A 23402-nucleotide genomic window follows, 5' to 3' on the forward strand; every position below is an offset into this window, starting at 1 on the left:
TTTATTAGCAGGACAAACTATTATGTATATTGTAACAGGCGGCGCTGGCTTCATTGGCAGTAACATTATTCAAGCCTTAAACCAAAAAGGCATTAAAAACATTCTTCTTGTCGACGATTTAACCGACGGCAAAAAATGCCTAAATCTATCGGATCTTGATATCGCCGATTATATGGACATGTACGACTTCCTTGATGCCATTAAAAACGATACGCTCGGTATCATTCCTACCGCCGTTTTCCACGAAGGCGCCTGCTCTGCCACAACCGAATGGAATGGTAAGTTTGTGATGGATGTGAACTACCAATACTCTAAAGCGGTATTGGACTTCTGTTTACGTCATAAGGTCCCTTTTTCCTACGCGTCTTCAGCCTCTGTCTATGGCTCTGGTCCTGTTTTCAAAGAAGCGCGAGAAAATGAAAAACCTCTGAACATGTACGCTTACTCAAAATTCCAATTTGACCAATATATTCGTGCGGTTCTTCCCACAGCTAGCAGCCAAATTGTTGGCTTTCGTTACTTTAACGTATATGGCCCTCGTGAACAGCACAAAGGTAGTATGGCCAGTGTTGCTTTCCACCTTCGTAATCAGGTATTGGAAGGTGAAAATCCAAAGTTATTTGGTGCTTACGATGGTTACGAAGCGGGTGGTCAAAGCCGAGACTTCATCTATGTTGAAGACTTAGTCAAAACCAAACTGTGGTTTTTAGACAATACCGATAAATCTGGTATTTTTAACTTGGGGACAGGTAAAGCAGAACCCTTTAGAACTATCGCTGAAACCGTTATTGACCATTACCAACGTGGCGAGATCGAATACATTCCTTTTCCTGAACATTTAAAAGGAGCCTACCAGAGCTTCACACAAGCGGACATCAGCAAACTGCGTGAAGCGGGTTATCAAGGTAGCTTCCGTGGTTTAGCACAAGGTGTTCAAGACTATCTGAACTGGTTGGATACGAATGGCTAAATACCTAATCGTCGGCCCTTCATGGGTAGGTGACATGGTCATGGCTCAAAGTCTCTTTATTACGTTAAAACAGCGTGATAAAGAGGCAATTATTGATGTTATTGGCCCTAACTGGTCCTCACCGATACTGGCTAGAATGCCGGAAGTTCGCCGCGCTATTACACTACCGACAGGGCATGGGGAATGGGGCATTAGTACACGCCGCAAGCTCGGTCATTCCCTTCGCGATGAACAGTATGATCACGCCATTGTCATGCCGCGCTCATGGAAATCGGCTTTAGTCCCCTTCTTTGCTAAAGCAAAACATCGCGTAGGCTTTTTAGGCGAGCAGCGCTATCTGTTGCTCAACGAACGCCGTAAGCTCGATAAAAAGCTCCTTGACCAGACAGTTAAGCGCTTTGTCTCCCTTGGACTGCCAGAAAACTTACATAGCGCGCCAAGCACTATCCCCCACCCGTCACTTCGGGTCGACTTAGACAATCAACAAGCACTTTACCACACCTACCAACTATCAGATCGTCCTGCCATTGCCCTTATGGCTGGCGCGGAATATGGCCCATCGAAACAATGGCCTCTTGCCTATTTTCACGATTTAGCAAAAAGAGTTATTGAAGCAGGCTATCAGGTCTGGGTCTTAGGGGGGCCAAAAGATGTGGAAGGAGGAGAGCAAATCATACAAGGACTGGGACAGTACGCGGTTAATTTATGCGGAAAAACCAAACTCGTCGATGCCATCGACTTGCTGGATGCCGCCGATAAAGCGGTCAGTAATGATTCTGGTTTAATGCATGTTGCCGCCGCAGTGGGGACCGAAGTCCATGGTATTTACGGTTCGACCAGCGAGAAGTTCACTCCTCCTTTAACACAGAACAAAACCATCCATAGTCTTCATCTGGACTGCTCACCCTGTTTTAAACGAACCTGCCCTCTTGGGCACACAAACTGTCAAAACCAACTCACTCCTGACATCGTCATAAGGACCATTCTCCCACAATGAACGTCGTCTTACTCAGGAACAGGCCGCACTTTGGTGCTCAAATCACAACGATTCCAGTACTCCACTTTTTTAGTGAGCACTATTGTCAAAAAAAGCCACTGGTACTCTTATCTAAAAACAACGTGTCTTGGATTTATAGCCAGTTGCCCTGGGTACAGGAGTGTATCCATTCAAAACATCGCATGGACGACTTAAAACAACTCAACAAGTGCGACAACCTGTTGAATTTACGCCCCAACAATCGATTCCTTATGATTATGTATAAAGCGCTTAAGGGGGGGCAAGTCTTTGATTTAGTAGCTAATGACTTTTTGATTGAATTAACGGCTACGCAATACAATAAAATGTGTGACGATGAATATCGAGCCCTCAACTACTTAAAGATATTCATAAAAGAAGAATCGGCACTTTTACCAGCTCTGGCGGCCCCATTCCAAGTTCTGGCTCAAAGCTCTTCTTTGCAGGTAGCGACAACACAACTCAATCTGTTATTAATGCCAGGAGGAGGAGCAGGCGAGATCAAAAAATGGGGCATTGATAACTTCATCGCAGCAGGCAATGCCATCGCAACACAACTGAATAAAACCTGTCATCTTCATGTTTTATTAGGGCCAGACGAAACAGAAGAAATCAATATCATGAAAGCATTAATGGCCGAATCCAATAATTTGTCGTTGCACACCAACATACCGATTAAAGACATTGCCCAATTAGCCAGTCGATGCAATTTGACCATTGCCAACGATTGTGGTCCATCTCATATTGCTCAGTGCTTACAAAAACCCTATATCGGTATCTACAGAGAACCCAACCCCGAATGGTTTCTTAACCACGCATTGTCTCGTAAAGTGATTCCACAAACAGGCCAAGATATTAAAACCATCGACATCGAAAGCGTGACAGAACACGCTGTTCATCTATTAGAGAGTCAATACTAAAGAGCCCATCATGAAGATTTCCGGCAACATTATTACCCTAAATGAAGAAAGAAACATCGCCGCCTGCATAGAATCAATGCAAACTGTTTGCGATGACATCGTCGTTGTCGATTCAGGCAGCACGGACAAGACAGTGGAAATCGCTACTGAACTCGGAGCCACCGTAATACACCAGCCTTATCTCGGCGACGGCATACAAAAAAACGTTGCTCTGACCCACACCCAACATAGATGGGTGCTTAGTTTAGATGCCGATGAGCGCCTTACACCAGAAATGACACAAGCTATCCAACAACTGGATTTAGCTGCTTCAACGGTCGAGGGCTATTCATTTCGTCGACAAAACCGCATTGGTAGCCGCTGGATAAAGCACTGTGGCTGGTACCCTGACCGCTGTATTCGCCTTTACGATACGGATAAAACCCGCTTTTCTGACGTCAAACAACATGCCAGTGTGCAAGCGAAAACGACTCAAGACATTAACGCAGACATTATCCACTTTTCTTTCAATCACATCGGCGAGTTGTTTGCCAAGCCAGGGCGCAATTTCAGTGGTCGTGCGGCAAAAATCATGTATGCCAAAGGCAAAAAAGCCAATGCCTTTTCCCCTTTCCTTCACGGGCTCAATGCGTTTATTCGCAAATATATTTTTCAACGGGGCTTTTTAGGTGGGGTCGATGGTATGACCATTGCCCTTAGTTCCGCGATTAATAGTTACTTAAAATACGCAAAACTGCTTGAATATCAGCGCGACCCAAGTGTTACCAAGCAAGACGACTTCAATAATATCTGGTAAGTAGGCTTATTTTGACTAAAACACCGACAATCATGCACGTCAACCTTGCCAAAGGCTTTCGTGGTGGAGAGAGACAAACAGAGCTACTTATCAAAGCGCTTGCCAAACATTTTGAGGTTAAACAAATTGTTGCCTGCCGTGACGACTCCCCTCTGAGAGACCGACTAGCAAGCGTGCCAAACGTCTCGCTTTTAACCGCTAACCATCAATTAAGCGGGCATTTCGCCGCCCCTCATGTAGATATCGTTCACGCCCATGAAGCCAAAGCCGTTCATTGGGCTTATCTTCACAAGCTTTTGCGACAAGTTCCCTACATATTGACGCGCCGCGTGGATACACCAATCAAAGAAAAATGGTCGAACAAAGCGTCTTATCGCAACGCCAAGACGCGTGTCGGGATTTCCACTTTGATTGCGGAACATATTCGCGATAAGCACTGGGGAGAAGTTGAACAAATCCCCAGCACCTTGGCACACCTAGAAGCGAACCGCCAAGAAGGCAAAGCCTTTAAAGCCGAGTTTCCCAATAAAATTCTCGTTGGACACGTAGGCGCTTTGGTGGATCGTCATAAAGGGCAAAAAGTCCTGATAGATGCCGCCGCCCTGCTTGAAAAAAGCCACCCAGCGCTACACTTTGTATTCTTTGGCGACGGTGCTGATAAAGAAGAACTCAAAGCATACGCAAAACACCTTGGTAATATCACTTGGATGGGCTTTAAGAACAACATTGGAGATTATCTGCCTTTCTTGGATATGTTTGCGTTCCCCTCTAGAAATGAAGGGTTAGGCTCTACTTTATTAGATGTGATGGATGCAGGGGTGCCGATTATAGCCTCCCGCGTAGGCGGCATTCCTGACATCATCTTAGATCAAGAAACAGGCCTACTCGTACCGCCCAATGACAGCAAGGCACTTAAAGAAGCCATTGTCACTTTATACGAAAGCCCTTCTCTACAAGAACAGTTGAAAGCTGGTGCGACCGCCAGACTCATCAACTATACGCCGCAAAAAATGGCCGAACGCTATATGGCAGTATACACCCGTTAACCCAGACTCCTCGGGCTTCGGCTATGTGATACCCTAAAGCCATCATGCTTCCCTTAAAAAATAAGCGAAAGATCAAACTTTTGCTTATTTTTGTCACACCCAGCCCTTCTCTCATGCTAACTTGTGATGAGGGATGAACAAAACTCCCCCTAATTAAGAGATGACCGACAATAATAATGAGGAGTGATATATGAAGTTTGAACTAGTTGACCGACAAGGCTATATCCCAGACCTAAATTACGGCAGCGCAGGCAAAGAACTCGCTTGCTTTGTACCTGCAGATTACCCATTTGAACAATTAAGCTATAGCAACGGCGAGGGCGAAGTTCGCATTGACGGCCACACTTGGCATTTTTTCTTTACTCAAGAAGGTGTGGGGATAAAACTAATAGACGGCGTGGTGTCCTTAAAAGAAGCGGAAAAAATGTTACAAGCGATCAAAACGCACATTTGGGGAGAGAACCACCAGCAAGTACAAATCTTCATCGCTGGTATTACCCCCAAATAATACCTAGAGAACACTCTTCCTAAAAAACAAAAAGCCCACCCTCCTGAATTAAACCTAGGAGGGTGGGCTTTTTGAAATCTGCAGTAAAAAAGAAGGTAGTTATTTACAGGCCTGCGGCTTGCACCATTCTTTTTGACCACTGACTCCATGAGCCCACATACACTTGATTAAAATCCAACCCAGCATGATTCAACGCCAAAACATTGTGACAAGCCGTGATTCCTGAACCACAGTAGTTAACCAATGTTTTATCTTGCTCGACAAGATCTTGCCAGACACCACGCAGTGCTTCAGGACTTTTTAGGCAACCATTTTCATCAAGGTTTTGCGAGTATGGATGGTTCAACGCTCCAGGAACGTGGCCAGCCACCGGATCGATGGTTTCCTCTTCTCCTTGATAACGACTTTCTGCTCTAGCATCCACCAACTGAAAGACATCCGTTTCCATGTTTTCAATCACTTGAGTCACATCTACAGCCCATGGAAAAGCAACAGAAATAGACACTGAGGATGCGACAGGTACTTCGTTTGTATCCGACAAGGGTAGGCCTGAACGAACCCAAGCGGGTAGGCCGCCATCCAATACTCGTACATCGACCCCCTGCTGCGACAGCATCCACCAAGCCCGTGCAGCAATAGCACCACTCGCATCGTCATAAACCACCACATGACTATCGAGATCCACACCCCACTGCTGTAGCTGTTTAGCAAACACATCTTCACTTGGTAAAGGGTGTCGTCCGCTGGTTGTCGTTTCTGCACTAGCTAGCTCGCGATGGACATCAACAAAGATCGCTTTCGCTATGTGTCCCTTATCGTACTCACGCTTTGCTTTCCCGTGATCCGTTAGGTAAAAACGACAATCTAAAATCACTACATTGTTATCGTCTGCACACGCCTTCAACTCATCAACGGTGATTAATGTTTTTAATGGCATATATTGGCTTCCTTAAAATCTACTGCGGATTAGAACTTTTTGTTAGTATGACGTCTTTTTACCATTAACCACTGAGCTTTACCAATGACCCGAATCGACTTATTACTGACTGAACGTGGCCTCGCAAAATCACGCTCGCAAGCCCAAACCTTTATCAGTGAAGGTCGAGTGACCTATTGTCAGGATGGCAAGTGGTTAGCCGTTACCAAACCCAGCTTAAAATTAGACGCAGACTGTGAGTTACATGTCACCGCAACGGACGCTGATAAATATGTCTCGCGAGGCGCGCTCAAACTGGAAGGCGCCCTTGCCCATACTCAACTAAATATTCAAGGCTATCGAGTTTTGGATGTCGGCCAATCGACCGGAGGCTTTACAGACTGCGCCTTACAACATGGGGCAGCCCAAGTCGTCGGAATTGAAGTAGGTCATGAGCAACTGGATCAACGATTAAGAGAAGACCCCAGAGTCATTTGCTTAGAAGGCATCAACGCTCGCCACTTAAGTCAACAGGATCTTGGTGCGCATTTCCCAACGGGAGGCTTTGATATCGCTGTGATGGACGTATCATTCATTTCTCAAACTAAAATATTACCGCAACTTCCTGCCCTATTAAGCCTTCAAGGGCAACTCATTACGTTAGTAAAGCCTCAATTTGAAGTTGGCAAAGCCTTCATTGGCAAAGGTGGTGTAGTCAAAAACAAGCAACGTATCGAGCAGCTGTCGGAAGATATGCAACACTTTGTGCAATCCTTGGGGTTCCAAGTAAAGTGCTATATTGAGAGCCCTATTAAAGGCGGCGATGGCAACCAGGAATTCTTACTCTGGGCAAGCAAAACCATGCAAGACTAACAAAAGCAGCGCTTAAAGAAGAGGGTCATCATAGGCTAGACTGTCGTCAATCCGGAGTTCCCGAGTTTCTTTTTTCTCAAGGGTATGAATATAACGACGACCTAAAAAGAACCCTAGACAACCGAAAATAACCGACCCAACAGCCTGCCCTAACAGCACCCCTTCGGCTCCCATAAACCAGCCAAAAACAATGATCAACGGCCAAGTCCCCAAGATAGCGCGGCCAAAATTCAACAAGGTGCTGTTAAAAGGCTTACCTAGGTTATTAAACACCGCAATGCCGATAAACAACAAACTCTGAAAGAAGAAACTAAAGGAGACATAGGTCGCAAAAAAATGAATCAAATCCGCCGTCCCTTTCGTAGCATGGAAAATCGCCACCAACCAATCCTGAGCCAAATATAAAGCCGTACACAAAGCCAAACAATAAGCAAAAGCATAGAGCACAGCACTGCCTATGGCTCTGTGCATACGGTCAAAATGTCCCGCCCCATAGTTTTGCCCAAGTATGGGTCCTACCGCACCGGATAAAGCAAATAGTCCACCGAATACCACTGGAATAATACGACCAATAATGGCTATCGCAGCAACAGCATCGTCACCAAAGGTCGCAGTATGTTCCATAACAATCGCATTAGCCAAGGGTGAGGACATATTGGTTAACATAGTCGGTAAGGCAATAACACAAATCGGCCGTATATCACTGAAAAAGTGGGAAAAATGAAATTTTCCCAACATATTATGAACAGACACCACACCATAGTACGACACCACGACCATCGAAAGACGAGCAATCAGAGAAGCCAACGCCGCTCCTTCTACTCCTAGCCCAAGGGAAAAAATAAAAATCGGATCCAACACCGCGTTAATAATGCCACCAACCAAAGTGACATACATTGCTCGTCTCGCATCGCCTAGCGCACGCATAATGCCAGAGGCTATCATACCAATCATCACAGCAGGCATGCCAAGTATCAAAATATGCAAATAGCCAGATGCCAAAGATAAAGAGCGACCGCTTGCGCCAATAAAAGACAAAATCATCGACACATTAGGCCATAGCAAAGCCACAATCGCGGTGGAAAAAAGTACCCCAAACACCAATACACTAACGGCTCGCTGCCTAGCTTCCTCAACCCTGCCCTCACCAATGGCTCTTGCCACTAATGCGGTGGCCGCAACCGACACCGCAATGCTGATGGAAATAGTAAAAAACATCACGGTACTGGCATAACCAACAGCAGCCAAAGCCTCTTTCTCATCCAGAAAGGACAGAAACAGCATATCCACCAAATCCACCAAAAACATGCACATCAAGCCAAGCGCATTGGTAAAAGACATCACCACCACATGCTTTAACGTCGAACCTTGTGTGAGTTTTGCCTGATCAGGCATTCATTTCCCCTATACGATTAATTGAGCCGCAAAATTATAGCTCAAAGACATGAAAAAGCCGGACAAGCTCTCGCCTGCCCGGCTGCGATATTTTCTCATGTCTCTAGCTTAGTGAGAACGCATTCTTTGTGAATATATCACAAGACAATCATGACACTCAGCCCACATTTTCTGGCGGCTTTAATGGATATCATTACTGCGGCGATCAAACACCACTTTTTCCACATCCGCAAAACGTTCTGCAAAATGCACGGTCATGCCTTCTTTTACTGACTCCGGCAACTCTTCATAATCACGACGATTGGGCTCAGGGAGAATTACTTCGCTGATTTTACTGCGCTTGGCAGCGATGATTTTCTCGCGAATACCACCAACAGCAAGCACCTGACCGGTGAGTGTTAACTCCCCTGTCATCGCCAACCCTTTACGTATCGGTTTACCTTTCGCTAAGGACAATAAAGCCGTTGCCATGGTCACCCCAGCACTTGGGCCATCTTTTGGAGTGGCGCCTTCTGGCACATGCAAATGCACCAAACACTTATCGAAAAATTCTGGATGGCTTTGGTAGCTCTTGGTATGAGAAAAAACATAGGAATACGCAATGTCAGCCGACTCCTTCATCACATCCCCTAGCTTCCCGGTGAGCTTTAGACCACGGGTTAATTCGTGCACTTTATTGGCTTCAATAGACAAGGTCGCGCCCCCCATAGACGTCCACGCAAGCCCCGTTACTACGCCCACACCTTGCAAGTTTTTTTCTGGGCGGAAGTAAGGCATACCCAATAGGGTTTCTACGTCTTTCACCCCCACATTGATGGTTTCCTTTTCTCCGGTCAGTAACTCCACGACTGACTTACGCAATACTTTTTGCAGTAATTTATCCAAGCCTCGCACACCTGCCTCACGGGCATAATACTCAATAATATGGCGCAATGCGGCATCGGTAATGTTTAGCTGTTTTTTCAACAACTTGTTTTTCTTTAACAGTTTGGGCCACAAATGCTGCTTGGCAATCATCAATTTTTCGTCAGCAATATAACCTGACAAACGAATCACATCCATACGATCCAGCAATGGTGCGGGTATGGTATCCAGCTGATTGGCTGTGCACACAAATAAAGCTTTAGACAAATCGATGCGCATGTCTAAATAGTGGTCTAAGAACTCACTATTCTGTTCAGGGTCCAGAGCTTCTAGAAGTGCTGATGCTGGGTCGCCTTGAAAAGAAGAGCCAATCTTATCCACCTCATCCAACATGATCACAGGGTTTTCCACTTCAACGTCTTTTAATGCCTGGACAAACTTTCCGGGTAAGGCCCCGATATAAGTTCGACGGTGTCCCTTAATTTCTGCTTCATCGCGCATTCCCCCTAAACTAAAGCGGTAAAACTTACGATTGAGTGATTCTGCGATGGACTTACCAATGGACGTTTTGCCCACACCTGGCGGGCCAACCAATAGCAAAATGGAGCCGCCCATTTCTCCTCGCTGCGCCCCCAAAGCTAGGAACTCAACAATGCGGTCTTTAATATCTCCTAGACCAGAATGATGAGAGTCCAATACCTCACGAGCCGCTTTAATGTCTAAATTGTCTTTTGAATGAACCCCCCATGGTAAGGAGGTCGCCCAATCCAAATAATTACGAGTCACACCGTATTCGGGTGATCCGGTTTCTAAAATGCTCAGCTTATGAAGCTCTTCTTGAATTTTTTCCCGCACAGGGTCCGGGACAGTTTTGTCTTTCAGACGCGCCTCAAAGGCTTCTACATCCGCCGTTCGGTCATCTTTGGAGATACCCAGCTCTTTTTGAATCACTTTTAACTGCTCTTTCAAAAAGAACTCTCGCTGATGCTCACTGATCTTAGTATTCACTTCAGCGCTGATCTCATGCTGCAAACGCGCAATTTCCAACTCTTTGCGCAGCAATGTCAATGACAAATGCATACGAGGCTGCACCGGAATGGTCTCCAAAATCTCGTACAGATCCCCCCCATCAGCTGAAGTAATCGAGGCCGCGAAATCCGCCAACAAGCCGGGCTCACTAAAGGAAAAACGGCCTAAATATTGACGTAAATCTTCACTGAATAAAGGGTTCAAGCGAATAAGTTCTTTAATAGCATCTAAAATAGCTATCGAGTAGGCTTTCGACTCTTTGTCCGTTTCCTTTGAGTCCGTTAAATAACGCACCCGCGCCAAATAGGGTGTACTATCACTTAGCCATTCTACAATTTCAAAACGCTTAATTCCTTGTGCTAAAAAAGTGATTTTATCGTTTTGTCTTTCTGCCTTATGAACCCTTGCCACGCAACCAATAGTGCGGAAAGAGTCCACTGGTGGCGCACCGCTTGCGACTTTATCGGTATACACCAACCCCACAGCGGTTTGTGGATTATCGGCAATACGCTCTAATGATTCTTCCCATGGATCTGCATCCACCATAACCGGTTGCACTTGGGCTGGAAAAAACGGACGACTAGAAATCGGCAAAATGTACAAAGTATCTGGCAGCACGTCGTCCGGCAACGCCAACGCCCGTGGGTCGCTAATAACCACCTCTTCATTAGTATCATCCATCAATGACTCATCATGTTGATCTGGGTACTGTTCATCGTTACTCATATATATTCCCAATACGTCAAGATTAGTGTGTCTTGCTTTGCGGCAAACAATTCAATAAAAACAGCCGTTAAGTTTGCTTATTTATGTAGTGACAAACTGAATAAAAACAATCCCTAGAGAAACGGGATGGGCTCCTAAGTTCTTATCCATTGCTCAAAAAACAGATATGTCACTACTTATCCACATAATGATGGATCGATTATGACTGAGTAGACAGGATTGTTTATTCAGAGGGAAAGCATTGTGGTATTATTCCTGCAAGCAACCTGAAATAACGGCCTAACATCCGCTTGGTTCTCTATTCGAAAAAAGGACACCGACATGACTCGTGACGAGATATTAAGTACTTACACTGACATTTCAATCATTGAACACCCCTTCGTCAAGCATAAGCTAACCAGTCTTCGAGACAAAAACACCAGTACTCGTGAATTTCGCATGTTGGTTGAAGAACTCGGCACACTCATTGGGTATGAAGCAACACGGGATTTGGAAACAGTTGATACAGAAGTAGAAACCCCTTTAGAGACTACCTTAAGCCCAGTCCTCAAAGGCAAAAAGCTGTGTATCGTCACCATCATGCGCGCTGGAAATGGTTTAGCAGAAGGAGTATTAAAGCTATCCCCTTCTGCCCGTGTCGGTCACGTGGGCATGTATCGCGACCCAGATACTAAACAGCCCGTTGAGTACTACCTTAAAATGCCGCATTCCATCAATGAACGAACTATTATTGTTGTCGATCCGATGCTCGCAACGGGTAACTCTGCCATTGCCGCGATTACTAAAATGAAAGACATGGGTGCGAAAGACATTCGTTTTATTTGTCTATTTGCCGCACCAGAAGGCATCGAAGCATTCAAAAAAGCGCACCCTGATGTCCCCATGTTTATCGGCACGATTGACCGTGAGTTAGACGACCATGCTTATATTCGGCCAGGTGTCGGGGACGCAGGTGACCGCATTTATGGCACTCGTTAATCACACCCTTTAATCAGACAAAATCTATAAGACATAAGGTTAGCGACATAAACACAAAAAGCGCCCGACGATATCGACAGGCGCTTTTTTATTGATGAAAAACTGAAAGCTTAAGAGCGCGCCTAGCCTTTCATCCCAAGATAGACCCCAGCCAAGGCCATAATACTACCAGCAGAGCGATTCAATCCTTTCATCGCTTTTTCAGATTTCATGTAACGACGGGCCTGAGAGGCACTCACCGCGATCAAGGTTAACCCCAGCATCAAAGCGGAAAAAGCCAATACAGCGGCCAAGACAATATCCGTCCCATGCAAGGCTGTCACATCCATAAAGCTGGGTAAAAATGCCACATAAAACAAAATGACTTTCGGGTTAGAAGCCGAAATCAGGAACCCCTGAAAAAAACTCGCAATTCCCTGCTTAGCCATTTTTTTATCTGCGCCGGACAGATCCTGAGAGACCGGAGTGGTCCACATTTTCCAACCAAGGTACAACAGATAAGCCGCACCGCAATAGCGAATCACGGAAAATAATAGATCCCATTTGGCGGCAATGGCGGCTAAGCCATAGCAGGCCATGATCAAATACACGATATCACTTAAGGCCATGCCAGCACACAAAGCGATAGACTGCTTCGCCCCTTTCACTAAGCTTCGACCGATAATTGCAAACACACCAGGGCCTGGAGTGATACTAAAAATAAAAATCGCTACAAAGAACGTCAATGCACTCTGAATGGTCATCAGTTTTCTTCCTTCACACCACAACCCGCCAACACCATACGTGTCAAAAATTGCTTCGCTTCATCATAGTCAGACTCTTCAAGCTGATCTTTCTGCAGAATAATCTTTACTTGGGCATCAAAATCCGCGTAGGTTTGTGTCATTGCCCACAAACTGATAAAAAGATGCTCAGTAGAAATGGGGTCCATTAACCCTTGCTCTACCCATGCTTGAATTGTCTTAGATTCTCGACTTAATTCAGAGACAAAATACTCACGAAGAAAATCCAGCACAAAAGCTTCTTCGCCGATCAAAGCCATAGCAAAGACTTTCGAAGCACTCACATTCATTCGCGATTGATCAATTTTCTCACTGATATAGCGCGTCAAATTGGCTTTAGGGCCTTCTTCTAGAGTGAAACGACTCACCGAATCCAACCATAAAGTCAGGATTTTTTCGAGTACTGCCTCTAATAAATCTTTTTTAGAGCGATAGTAATAATGAACATTTGCCTTCGGCAAACCTGCCTCATCAGCAATCATTTGTGTCGTGGTTTTAGCCAATCCCTGACGTGCAAACACACGCTCCGCGGCATCCAAAATTAAGGTTTGATTGTGCTCACGGATATGAGTTTTTAATTGATCTTTTGGTCGTTTTGCTTCTGACAAAATAGAACCTCTTTAACTGGCGTCATGAAATAGGCAACTAGCATTATAACGCGAAGATCGGTGGCTTTGGCACTAGAGAAATCACTGGATAAGAAGACAATTGATTAGAAATCACCTAAACGAAGGTGAAACGCGATAGTAAGGCATAAAAAAAGGGAGCCAAAGCTCCCCATTTCCCCTCACAGCAGAGACGAAAAACAATGATTAGGCATTCATCATTTACGCTAACTGCTGCACCACGTTGGCTCTTTTATGTGTGCTATTAAGTCATTTATCACTTATAACACCATATTCTGCTGAGACAGATCATCTCAAACCACCTGACACTTTTCTTTGCAAGAAAAATAACCAAATGGTCAATAATTCAATTTTTGAGAATTATAGAGATCTTTTTGTCCAACGCAATAGCTACGAAACAAAAAATTGACCAATCGTACAAATTTACACATTTGCCTTATTTTTACTCGACCGATGATTAGTCGGCTTAGAGAACACAACACAATTTCGCCCTTTGCGCTTAGCCTGATACAACGCCTTATCCGCGCGCATTAACACTTCATCAGCCAGTTCCCCTGGTGTCGACAACGCCACACCAAAACTGGCCGTTACACTGGTCTCAATGGTTTTCTTCTTTTTAGGGTCATAGACTTCAACTGGCATGGTTTCAATCTGAGTTCTAACCTCTTCTAAAATCGGCTCAATATCGCTCAGTACTTTGGCACGAAAGACCATAGTAAACTCCTCACCACCAAAACGATACGCCCGCCCAGGGTGAGAAAATCGCTGTAATTGACGGGCCACATGAGCTAGTACTCTATCTCCCATATCGTGCCCATAAGTATCATTAAATGACTTAAAATGGTCCACATCTGCCATTACCAAGGCATACTTCCCAGATAATCCCAACAAATTTTCATTCAAAGCTCGTCGACCTGGCAACGTTGTCAGCTCATCCAAGTACGCCATTCGATGACTTTCCATTAATAAAAAGAACAGCCATACAAGACACTGTGCAGACAACAGCACATCGACCTGATTCTGAGAAATAGAAAACAGGGTCATGACCATTAAGCCAACGATACTCATCAATGCACTGGCACAAAAAGCATCATTGGCGAGCCACCACGTACAGCCAGTAACCACCACACTAACCAGCAAAACACACCACAACAACAGCGTAGACCATGAGATCTGAAAAGATAAAAATGACTGATCCAGAAAGGAAAAAGACACCCACTTAGCATCAACGGCGTAACACCAAGCCAGTAACATGGCAATGAACAAAAAACGGTTCACAACAAAGCGATTGAAAAACCCGCGTTCACGAACAAAGCTTAATAGCGCAATGCAAAAGCAGGAGACAGCCAAATAAGCGTTCACCGATTCCGTACTGGAATGCCCATATACCTTGGGTATCAACAACAAACAGATCACAACAAGTACACGCCCTTTGTTGAAGTGCCAAGCTAGCAACACCGCAACAGCCGATAAAATGACAGGCATCCACGGCAACAACGCAAACCAAAGAGGTGGCAGATGGCTGATATATAAACTACCGTACACACTGGCCAACAGAATAAAGCACGGTATCAACAAAGACTGAAAACGCTCAATCATAAGCACCAACACATCGAATCATTCGATTAAAAAGGATCAATATTACGCTCCGAAACTACTCGATATTCATTGATAATAAACAGATTGATACTCACAAGGAGAACCACATGGGATTACTCATTGACGGCCAATGGGCAGACAAATGGTACGACACTGACAGCACTGGCGGAAAGTTTGTACGCAGCGAAGCGGTATTCCGCAACTGGATCGTCAGTCCGGCCAATTATGACAGCACCAACTCAACTCACTTTCCGGCAGAATCAGATCGATACCATCTTTATGTTTCTCTCGCTTGTCCTTGGGCTCATCGAACACTTATTTTTCGACAACTTAAAGACTTAGAAGATCTCATATCCGTCAGCTGTGTCCATCCTGATATGCTGACAAACGGCTGGGAGTTCAAAGAAGACGCCACCTTTCAAGACCCCTATATCGACATGGGCGATCCACTCTATCACTCAAACTTCGCTCATCAACTTTACACAAGAGCCAAAGCGGATTACAGCGGACGTGTTACCGTTCCCATCTTATGGGATAAACAAACGCAAACCATTGTATCAAATGAATCCGCCGATATTATTCGCATGTTCAACTCAGCATTCAATGATCTCACAGGTAACACATTGGACTTTTATCCCAGTGAACTCTCATCTGAGATAGATGCTATCAACCAACGCGTTTATGATACGGTCAACAACGGTGTATACAAATGCGGCTTTGCCACCACCCAAAAAGCTTACCAGGAAGCACTGAAACCATTATTCAGCACTCTGGATGACATCGAAGAGACACTAAAACACTCCACTTTTCTCGTTGGCGATAACCAAACAGAAGCTGATTGGCGCCTTTTTACCACCCTCATTCGCTTTGATGCCGTGTATTTTGGTCACTTCAAATGCAATCTAAAAAGAATAATAGACTACCCTAATCTAAACAGGTACTTACAAAAACTTTTCAATACAAAAAATGTCTCTAATACCGTCAATTTACAGCATATAAAACGCCATTACTATTACAGTCACCATATGATAAATCCGACTAGGATCGTCCCTGAGGGCCCAACTACGCTATTTCGTCAAACATAGTGAAAGATAACGAATATTAAGACAAAGCCAAGGAGATAAATGATAAAGCTATTAAAATGTGCTTTTTTTCGAGATAATGGGCTCACTTTTTTATAAAAAACACACTAATTAGAAAAGTCTCATTTAAAATCAATGAACTTTGCATGTTATAAAAAGAATCGAGACCCTTAGTCATTTATGGAAAGAAAAATTCTCTGGCTTATATCATTTGCGCTTATTTTTATCCTCTGGTTAAAAATAGAATCCGTCGGCAAACTGAACGAAAATAACACATCGCAGGCCTCATCTGGACAAGTGTCTAGTGAACAGTCTTCTAATGGGGAAGCCGAGGAGGAAGCAGGCCTACAGGATCAGGCTAATCTTTCTGGAGAAAGCTCAGCAGAAGAAAAGGATTACTTCAAGAAGCACCCAGTAACAGCTAAAACACCAGACTTTTCGGCTATAAAAGATGTGAATGAGCGCAAACAGGCCTTTTTCAGTTTTCTTAAACCTTTTGTTGATGAAAAAAATGCTCAAATCCTTCGACAAAGAAAACACTTATTCTCTTTGTTAACTACGCTGAAAAAAGGGGATTCTTTGTCAGCAAAAGATAAAGCTTGGCTTTCGGACTTAAGCTCTAGCAGTGGTCTTGATACAGTAGACAACCCAAGTGTCGATGACATAAAACAACTGCTTAACTACGTTGACATTGTACCAAGCTCCTTAGTACTCGCTCAGGCGGCAAACGAATCGGCTTGGGGAACCTCTAGATTTGCGACCGATGGAAATAATTATTTTGGTCAATGGTGTTTTAGAAAAGGCTGCGGTCTAGTACCTGAATCGAGAGATGATGGTGCTGCACATGAAGTGAGAAAGTTTAACGATGCAAGAGAGTCCGTATTTGCCTACATTGATAACCTTAATCAAAACGCCGCCTACAAAAAGCTAAGAGCGATCCGAGCTAACTTGCGCAAAGACCACGATCCCATTACAGGGCTCGCTCTTGTTCATGGCTTAGATAACTACTCGCAACGCGGGCAGGCCTATGTTGACGAAATAGAAGGACTTATTGAATACAATAAACTGTGGCGTTTTAATACCCAAAATGACCCAAAAGTAAGTGTTAACTAATATACTAAAATAAACACAATAGAGACCAAGCAAAAAAGTCTCTTAAAAACCTGTTGAGCCGATTGGAATAACATCTATTTCCATATAGTAGGGTGGCTAACTAAGCCCTCCTTCATTACAATAGCTCTAACTTTTACCCATTTAAAACGAGGAAATTCAATTGGCCCGTTTACCTGTTATTATTGGCTTTGGCGGAATAAATTCAGCTGGTCGCAGCTCTTCACATCAAGCCTATCGCCGTATTGTTTTTGACCTCCTACCCAGTCACATGCAACAAGATGTGTTACTCGATCTTGCGACATTAACGAACGCAGCTGACTATCGAAATGGCTTATGGCACACCGATGATGGCGAAGCCTTAGATGATATCGCGCTAATCGACAGCATTGGTGAGACGTTACTCGCTCAAACGCTGATTCGTCGTATCCACCCAAGTTTATTTGATGTTGATCACGTCACGCTTCATAAGAAATCTGTTCTTGCACCCAACAGCCAAGAAGAAAAACTCAGTTTTACGATCAAAACGCGCTCACTGCCCGATGATCGTCCAGCCAACTGGCATGTTGCTGCGATTTCAGACAATCTTTCACGCGTCACAGTAGATGGCAACCTAGAAGCCTTTATCAAAGATACCAGACCATTATCAGTCAAATCTGCAGGACAACTTCCCACTGGGTTTGATGCGGCCAAGCTTTACCAAAGCCGCAACCATCCTCGCGGTTTGCAAATGACGGTTTATGGTGCTTCGGACGCATTACAAAGCACAGGTATTGACTGGGAAGTAATTCGTAGCAAAGTAGCTCCCGATGAGATGGCCGTTTACGCTGCTAACTCCATTGGGCAAATGGACGATTTAGGGTTTGGCGGCATGCTCAAATCCGCACTAATGGGAAAACGTACCACGTCTAAACATTTGCCATTAGGCTATGCCCAAATGCCTGCCGATTTTGTGAACGCTTACTTACTAGGCAGTGTTGGTAATGTAGGGACATCCATTGGTGCTTGTGCAACCTATTTTTTCAACCTAGAAAAAGCCGTTGAAGGCATTAAGACCGGAAAATTCCGTGTCGCCATGGTGGGGGGAAGCGATGCTCCGATTACCCCAGAAATCATCGAAGGCTTTCGAACCATGGGGGCCCTAGCAGAAGACACCGCCCTGCTCGCGCTTGACCAGATATCCAACCAAGCAGAACCAGATCATACTCGTAGCTGTCGCCCATTCGCGCAAAACTGCGGATTTACCATTGGCGAATCTAGCCAATGGACACTGCTCATGGACGATGAGCTAGCAATAGAGCTTGGTGCGGAAATTTATGGCGCCATCCCTGCTGTTTTCTCACACGCCGATGGGCATAAAAAATCCATTTCGGCACCCGGTATCGGCAACTATCTCACCATGACCAAAGCCATGGCTTATCTACAAAACATGATCGGCAAAACAGGCCTAACCGAACGCACGTTTATTCAGGCTCATGGTACCAGTACCCCTCAAAATCGAGTCACAGAATCTCACGTACTGAGTAAAGCAGCGACCAGTTTTGGGGCGAAAAATATGCCTGTTACTGCGGTAAAAGCCTACATAGGCCACTCTCAAGGCACCGCTGGTGGCGATCAGTTACACCTCTCTTTGGGTGTGTGGAAAGACGGCATTCTTCCTGGGATCGTTACCTCTCAAGCCCTAGCAGATGACGTATACCAAGAAGGCCTGCACTTCCAATTGAAACACCAAGAATATGGCAGCCAATATTTTGATGCCGCTCTTCTCAACTCAAAAGGATTTGGTGGAAACAATGCGACAGCCGTCCTCATTGCACCTCACAAGGTGATGAATATGCTAAGCAAACGTTATTCACAAGAGCAAATGGCCGACTATAAAGAGAAAAACCAGCAAGTCCGAATCGCCGCAGAAGCGTATAACCAAGCAGCCATTCACGGTGAAAGCCATCCTATATATAAATTTGGCTTCCACGTTCTCGGGGGCGAAGACTTAATCATGTCAGAGTCTGAAATCCGTTTACCTGGCTATGACATCCCAGTCTCGTTAAAGGTTAATAACGATTTTGATGATATCTGCTGATCTATAGCCGCCTAATCAATCTCTCACAACACAAAAAAACGCAAAGGCCTTAAAGCTCTTTGCGTTTTTTTATAAAGTCTATTCAGAATATTTGCCAGACTAACCCACCTTGAAAATAACGCCCGCTTAGCCTTTAAAAATAGATCGAGAAGAACGCCACAAAGGCAGCACAATAGAAGATATCAAGCAACTGACTGCCCCAAACGACAATAAGTAAATACAGGTAGACTCCGTTAAGTGCAAATACACACTTATAAAGACAAAATTAGGCAGCACGCAACATACCCAAAACCCTATAATTACCAGCATCATAGAAAAGCTTGATGGAGGCTTCACTTTTATTAATAACCACGCGGTAAAATATACATACACAAAAGCAGCCAGACAAAAAAACACAACCGTTTTCGGATTTGGCAAAGGCGCCGCACTTTGACCGCTACTTAACAGCGAAGTTGGCGCGGCTGAGTACCACAAAAACCCAACCAGAAGTTGCAATAAAAAAACTAATATGACCGCTTTGTGATTGATTCTATTCACGTCAGACCCTAACTAATAATTAATTCGTTTTATAAAGCTCTTTGACTAAATTTCGCAGGTTAGATCGCCAAGGACGCTGCTTAACACCATAATGGTTAAACACCCTACGACAGGACAAAGACTGCCTTTTTATTTGTGCTACCTCGCCATCCATGACCATCAGAGAATCCTCTATCGATTCCACCTCAACATTGACCTTGGGGTCCATTTGACCAGACGTCGCTAAAATCGCCTCAACCAAACCAATCCAGCTAATTTCTTCAGCACAACAATAATGATAAATTCCTGTGTTTTTTGCCCCATAATGGCGTTGCTTGATTACAGACAATGCCACGCGAGCAAGGTCTGATACGGGGGTAGGACAGCCTACCAGATTGTCTTTATAAGCCAGATTGACGCCATCTTGAATCAAACCAAGTGTGCGGCAAACAAAATCATCACTGTGCCCACTAAACAACCACCCTGTTCGCAATACAATATTTTCCTCATGACGCAGTACGATCTCTTCGGATGCAATCAACACCCGAGCATACGAGTCTGTTCCGTCCGGCTCATCTGTCTCTAAATATGAAGCCGACTTCTCACCTGAAAACACTCTTACCGAACTGATCATCATAATCGGCGCAGTCTTCTTTTCACTTAACAAAGACAAAACATGTTGCACTTTGGAATAGTCATCCTGCAACGCATGACGCAGACTTAAAGCATCTATAACCACATCGTACTGCAGTGCCTCCAGTTCAGTCTCAACCTGACTTCCCAACAATACACTCTCTGAGGGACAAAGCCACTCAAACTCATTTTGATCTTTCGAAAAGGCTAATAAGGCGCTGCCAATTTCCGTGTCTGACCCTAATAGTAAAATACGTATTGGCGCATTAATATCGTCTTGGTTACTCAACGTTCATCCTCATACCACTTAGGAAACAATCTAAGTAGATTCTTTTTCGCTTGTTTAGCAATATCATTTACGCTCCGACCTCTTAACTCAGCCAGACAAAAAGCCACTTTAGGAATACTCAAAGGCGTGTTTATTTGCCCCTGAAAACCATGCAACGGCATATCAGGCGAGTCCGTTTCCAACACATACGCATGATCTCCTAATTGTTGCACTACTCGATGGGCCTTTTTGGCCCGAGGATAAGTTATTGTTCCGCCTATCCCTAGCAAAAAACCTCGCTCCACAAATCGATTGGCCTGCTCTAGACTACCATTAAAGGCATGAATAATCCCACCGCAGGTATGATTTGCGTCACGAATCATCTTTAGAACCACATCATAGCTTTTATGGGCATGTAAAATCACTGGCAAATTCAATTCTCTTGCGACACTTAATTGAGCCTCAAAAAAGCGCTTTTGCACCTCTACAGCCACCGCATCAGGCCAAAAATCGAGACCAATCTCGCCGATGGCGACTGCTTTTTCTTGTTCACAGACGTCGCCAAGCTTATCAATATTCTCAATACATTCGCTACGCAAAAAATAAGGATGCAAACCAAATGCCACTCGCCACATAGGGTAAACAAGAGCAAGTTGCGCTACTTTTTGCCAACTTATATAGGTTGTCGAAGGCACCAAAAAATGCCGAATATTACTTTCCAGACAAGCAGACATCAGCTCAGAACGAGAGCCATCAAAAGCAGCAAAATCTAAATGACAATGAGTATCCACATACATCAGTAAAGAGTACAACATGAGACGTCATCAGGCCAGATAGACCGACATAAGAAAGCAAAAAGCCGTGCTAAAAACACGGCTTTTAAGATTATTAAGCAAAAGAAAAATTCAACTTAATAAACAACACAATAGACAGGCTATTACAAAGCAGGACCAGCCTTAACGATTTTCTCTGAAACACTGTCAAACTTTTTAAAATTCTCAACGAATTGGCTGATCAACGCCTTTGCCTGTACATGATAAGCGGCCTCATCAGACCATGTCTTACGAGGGTTTAGCAGCACACTATCAACACCTGGCACCTGAGTCGGAACATCCAAATTCACGTCGTCTAAATGCTCCGTTTCCACGTCCACTAGTGCACCTGACTGGATAGCTGAAATCACCGCACGAGTCGTAGGAATGCTAAAACGCTTACCACCTTGACCATGGGCGCCCCCTGTCCAACCTGTATTCACTAAATACACTTTACTACCAAATTCTTCGATGCGCTTAATTAACAAGTCCGCATAAACATCCGCAGAACGAGGGAAGAAAGGCGCGCCAAAACAAGTCGAGAAGGTAGATTTTATGCCAGTGCCAGCCCCCATTTCCGTAGAACCAACCAAAGCGGTATAACCACTCAAGAAGTGATAAGCCGCCGCTTCTTTTGACAAGATAGAAACCGGTGGAAGAACCCCAGTAAGATCACAGGTCAAGAAGATAATAGCATTTGGCTCGCCCGCACGGTTACCAGCAGCACGTTTCTCTATATGTTCACGTGGGTAACCAGCACGACCATTTTGCGTTAAAGACGTATCAGCATAATCCGCCACACGTGTCTCTGGGTTCAGTACCACGTTCTCAACGATTGTACCGAACTTAATCGCATCCCAAATAATAGGTTCATTCTTTTGAGAAAGATCGATGGTTTTCGCGTAACACCCACCTTCAATATTGAAGACAGTATCTTTGCCCCAGCCGTGCTCGTCATCACCAATCAAAAAGCGCTCAGGATCCGCTGACAAGGTTGTTTTACCAGTGCCAGACAAACCGAAGAATAATGTTACATCGCCTTCTGTACCCACATTCGCTGCGCAGTGCATAGGCAACACATCGTAAGCAGGTAACAAATAGTTCTGCACAGAGAACATGGCTTTTTTCATTTCACCCGCATAGCGCATACCTGCAATCAGCACTTTACGCTCAGCAAAGCTCAAAATCACACAACCATCTGAATTAGTGCCATCGCGCTCCGGTTCACACACAAAGTTTGGCGCATTAAGAACCTGCCACTCACCCTTTACACTAGGGTTATACACTTCTGGGCGAATAAAGAGATTACGGCCAAATAGATGATGCCAAGCCGTCTCTGTCCGCATAATCACTGGCAAATAATACTCATCGCCCGCGCCAACATGAATCTTAGAAACAAACGACTCTTTCGCATTTAAATACGCTTCCACACGATCCCACAAGGGGGCGAACTTCGCCTCTGGGAAAGGTCGGTTGACAGGCCCCCAATGAATGCTGTCTTTGCTAGATGCTTCTTCCACAATAAAGCGATCCATAGGAGAGCGGCCCGTACGTGCACCCGTTTCTACGACAAGTGCACCATTGTCAGCAAGCACGCCTTCGCCATTTTGCAGGGCCTTTTCAACTAACTGCGGTGTCGTTAAATTTAAATGAATGGTTGTAACCTCTGATGCGGCGCTCATTTGTATTAAATCCTCTGAACTAAAAAAAGTTTACCTGTACTGGGGCATTCCCATTTATTATAGGAAATTAAAACTGGTAAGATCGATAGTAACAAAACAATCTAAGAAAAAGTATTGTTATAACAACATGTTATTTTATTACTGTTTTGTAATTTTATAAATCAATACAACCGTTT

General features: G+C 44.5%; 20 protein-coding genes. 11 read left to right on the plus strand and 9 right to left on the minus strand.

Annotated elements, in window-relative coordinates:
• The first annotated feature begins 22 nt into the window (after nt 1-22).
• The 6 genes from rfaD (at nt 23) to AC0VYI_RS19835 (ending at nt 5255) form a co-directional block, all read left to right on the plus strand.
• On the plus strand, nt 23-970 hold the full coding sequence (gene rfaD, locus AC0VYI_RS19810; RefSeq protein ID WP_475445041.1) for an ADP-glyceromanno-heptose 6-epimerase: 948 nt from the start codon (nt 23-25) through the stop codon (nt 968-970).
• A complete protein-coding gene (gene waaF, locus AC0VYI_RS19815) occupies nt 963-1967 on the plus strand; it encodes a lipopolysaccharide heptosyltransferase II (protein WP_475445043.1) in 1005 nt (334 codons plus the stop codon). Before rfaD ends, waaF begins: the two co-directional genes overlap by 8 nt.
• A 251-nt stretch (nt 1968-2218) precedes the next feature.
• The gene (locus tag AC0VYI_RS19820; RefSeq protein WP_199474084.1) at nt 2219-2905 is read left to right on the plus strand and encodes a glycosyltransferase family 9 protein; all 687 of its coding nucleotides are present in this window, start codon (nt 2219-2221) and stop codon (nt 2903-2905) included.
• 10 nt (nt 2906-2915) lie between these two features.
• Entirely contained in the window at nt 2916-3701 is a 786-nt protein-coding gene (locus tag AC0VYI_RS19825) for a glycosyltransferase family 2 protein (RefSeq protein ID WP_475445046.1), read from the plus strand.
• Nucleotides 3702-3712: 11 nt separating this feature from the next.
• Nucleotides 3713-4747: a glycosyltransferase family 4 protein gene (locus tag AC0VYI_RS19830; RefSeq protein ID WP_475445048.1), complete on the plus strand. Its 1035-nt coding sequence runs from the start codon at nt 3713-3715 to the stop codon at nt 4745-4747.
• A gap of 190 nt (nt 4748-4937) precedes the next feature.
• Entirely contained in the window at nt 4938-5255 is a 318-nt protein-coding gene (locus AC0VYI_RS19835; protein ID WP_067341754.1) for a hypothetical protein, read from the plus strand.
• Between the two features lie 103 nt (nt 5256-5358).
• Here the strand turns inward: AC0VYI_RS19835 and AC0VYI_RS19840 are convergent, their stop codons facing one another.
• On the minus strand, nt 5359-6192 hold the full coding sequence (locus tag AC0VYI_RS19840; RefSeq protein WP_475445050.1) for a sulfurtransferase: 834 nt from the start codon (nt 6190-6192) through the stop codon (nt 5359-5361).
• 84 nt (nt 6193-6276) lie between these two features.
• Here AC0VYI_RS19840 and AC0VYI_RS19845 point away from each other — a divergent pair, with 84 nt between their 5' ends.
• On the plus strand, nt 6277-7044 hold the full coding sequence (locus AC0VYI_RS19845; RefSeq protein ID WP_475445052.1) for a TlyA family RNA methyltransferase: 768 nt from the start codon (nt 6277-6279) through the stop codon (nt 7042-7044).
• Between the two features lie 12 nt (nt 7045-7056).
• Here AC0VYI_RS19845 and AC0VYI_RS19850 read toward each other — a convergent pair whose 3' ends face one another.
• The gene (locus AC0VYI_RS19850; RefSeq protein ID WP_475445054.1) at nt 7057-8439 is read right to left on the minus strand and encodes an MATE family efflux transporter; all 1383 of its coding nucleotides are present in this window, start codon (nt 8437-8439) and stop codon (nt 7057-7059) included.
• Nucleotides 8440-8619: 180 nt separating this feature from the next.
• A complete protein-coding gene (gene lon, locus AC0VYI_RS19855) occupies nt 8620-11058 on the minus strand; it encodes an endopeptidase La (protein WP_475445056.1) in 2439 nt (812 codons plus the stop codon).
• A gap of 321 nt (nt 11059-11379) precedes the next feature.
• On the opposite strand from lon, the gene upp reads away from it, so the two are divergent.
• Entirely contained in the window at nt 11380-12036 is a 657-nt protein-coding gene (gene upp / locus AC0VYI_RS19860; protein WP_475445057.1) for a uracil phosphoribosyltransferase, read from the plus strand.
• 122 nt (nt 12037-12158) lie between these two features.
• On the opposite strand, the gene AC0VYI_RS19865 is transcribed toward upp, so the two are convergent.
• The 3 genes from AC0VYI_RS19865 to AC0VYI_RS19875 form a co-directional block, all read right to left on the minus strand.
• Nucleotides 12159-12779 carry a LysE family translocator gene (locus AC0VYI_RS19865; RefSeq protein ID WP_475445059.1) on the minus strand — a complete coding sequence of 207 codons (621 nt, stop codon included), beginning with the start codon at nt 12777-12779 and terminating at the stop codon, nt 12159-12161.
• Nucleotides 12779-13426 carry a TetR/AcrR family transcriptional regulator gene (locus AC0VYI_RS19870; RefSeq protein ID WP_199474065.1) on the minus strand — a complete coding sequence of 216 codons (648 nt, stop codon included), beginning with the start codon at nt 13424-13426 and terminating at the stop codon, nt 12779-12781. The genes AC0VYI_RS19865 and AC0VYI_RS19870 overlap by 1 nt, the downstream gene beginning before the upstream one ends.
• Nucleotides 13427-13867: 441 nt before the next feature.
• Entirely contained in the window at nt 13868-15043 is a 1176-nt protein-coding gene (locus tag AC0VYI_RS19875) for a GGDEF domain-containing protein (RefSeq protein WP_475445062.1), read from the minus strand.
• Nucleotides 15044-15150: 107 nt separating this feature from the next.
• Between AC0VYI_RS19875 and AC0VYI_RS19880 the strand changes: the two genes are divergently transcribed.
• The 3 genes from AC0VYI_RS19880 (at nt 15151) to AC0VYI_RS19890 (ending at nt 19315) form a co-directional block, all read left to right on the plus strand.
• Complete coding sequence (locus tag AC0VYI_RS19880; protein ID WP_475445064.1) at nt 15151-16128, plus strand: glutathione S-transferase family protein; 978 nt, start codon at nt 15151-15153, stop codon at nt 16126-16128.
• Between the two features lie 177 nt (nt 16129-16305).
• Nucleotides 16306-17238, plus strand: a complete 933-nt coding sequence (locus AC0VYI_RS19885; protein ID WP_475445066.1) for a glucosaminidase domain-containing protein — start codon at nt 16306-16308, stop codon at nt 17236-17238.
• A 160-nt stretch (nt 17239-17398) separates the two neighbouring features.
• A complete protein-coding gene (locus AC0VYI_RS19890) occupies nt 17399-19315 on the plus strand; it encodes a beta-ketoacyl synthase (RefSeq protein ID WP_199474054.1) in 1917 nt (638 codons plus the stop codon).
• 556 nt (nt 19316-19871) lie between these two features.
• Here AC0VYI_RS19890 and AC0VYI_RS19895 read toward each other — a convergent pair.
• From AC0VYI_RS19895 to AC0VYI_RS19905, 3 genes are all read right to left on the minus strand, one after another.
• Entirely contained in the window at nt 19872-20753 is an 882-nt protein-coding gene (locus AC0VYI_RS19895; RefSeq protein WP_475445068.1) for a sugar nucleotide-binding protein, read from the minus strand.
• Nucleotides 20750-21547: a TatD family hydrolase gene (locus AC0VYI_RS19900; protein ID WP_475445070.1), complete on the minus strand. Its 798-nt coding sequence runs from the start codon at nt 21545-21547 to the stop codon at nt 20750-20752. Before AC0VYI_RS19900 ends, AC0VYI_RS19895 begins: the two co-directional genes overlap by 4 nt.
• Nucleotides 21548-21669: 122 nt before the next feature.
• Nucleotides 21670-23226, minus strand: coding sequence for a phosphoenolpyruvate carboxykinase (locus tag AC0VYI_RS19905; protein ID WP_475445072.1), 1557 nt, complete (start codon nt 23224-23226; stop codon nt 21670-21672).
• Between the last annotated feature and the right edge of the window lie 176 nt (nt 23227-23402).

The organism is Marinomonas sp. 63XJN7_9_ISO-PGPR-S23-217 (assembly GCF_056173515.1).

Coding starts and splice junctions, on each gene's coding strand:
- rfaD (WP_475445041.1), top strand. CDS start 23: ATGTATATTGTAACAGGCGGCGCTGGCTTCATTGGCAGTAACATTATT.
- waaF (WP_475445043.1), top strand. CDS start 963: ATGGCTAAATACCTAATCGTCGGCCCTTCATGGGTAGGTGACATGGTC.
- AC0VYI_RS19820 (WP_199474084.1), top strand. CDS start 2,219: ATGATTATGTATAAAGCGCTTAAGGGGGGGCAAGTCTTTGATTTAGTA.
- AC0VYI_RS19825 (WP_475445046.1), top strand. CDS start 2,916: ATGAAGATTTCCGGCAACATTATTACCCTAAATGAAGAAAGAAACATC.
- AC0VYI_RS19835 (WP_067341754.1), top strand. CDS start 4,938: ATGAAGTTTGAACTAGTTGACCGACAAGGCTATATCCCAGACCTAAAT.
- AC0VYI_RS19840 (WP_475445050.1), bottom strand. CDS start 6,192: ATGCCATTAAAAACATTAATCACCGTTGATGAGTTGAAGGCGTGTGCA.
- AC0VYI_RS19845 (WP_475445052.1), top strand. CDS start 6,277: ATGACCCGAATCGACTTATTACTGACTGAACGTGGCCTCGCAAAATCA.
- AC0VYI_RS19850 (WP_475445054.1), bottom strand. CDS start 8,439: ATGCCTGATCAGGCAAAACTCACACAAGGTTCGACGTTAAAGCATGTG.
- lon (WP_475445056.1), bottom strand. CDS start 11,058: ATGAGTAACGATGAACAGTACCCAGATCAACATGATGAGTCATTGATG.
- upp (WP_475445057.1), top strand. CDS start 11,380: ATGACTCGTGACGAGATATTAAGTACTTACACTGACATTTCAATCATT.
- AC0VYI_RS19865 (WP_475445059.1), bottom strand. CDS start 12,779: ATGACCATTCAGAGTGCATTGACGTTCTTTGTAGCGATTTTTATTTTT.
- AC0VYI_RS19875 (WP_475445062.1), bottom strand. CDS start 15,043: ATGATTGAGCGTTTTCAGTCTTTGTTGATACCGTGCTTTATTCTGTTG.
- AC0VYI_RS19880 (WP_475445064.1), top strand. CDS start 15,151: ATGGGATTACTCATTGACGGCCAATGGGCAGACAAATGGTACGACACT.
- AC0VYI_RS19885 (WP_475445066.1), top strand. CDS start 16,306: ATGGAAAGAAAAATTCTCTGGCTTATATCATTTGCGCTTATTTTTATC.
- AC0VYI_RS19900 (WP_475445070.1), bottom strand. CDS start 21,547: ATGTTGTACTCTTTACTGATGTATGTGGATACTCATTGTCATTTAGAT.
- AC0VYI_RS19905 (WP_475445072.1), bottom strand. CDS start 23,226: ATGAGCGCCGCATCAGAGGTTACAACCATTCATTTAAATTTAACGACA.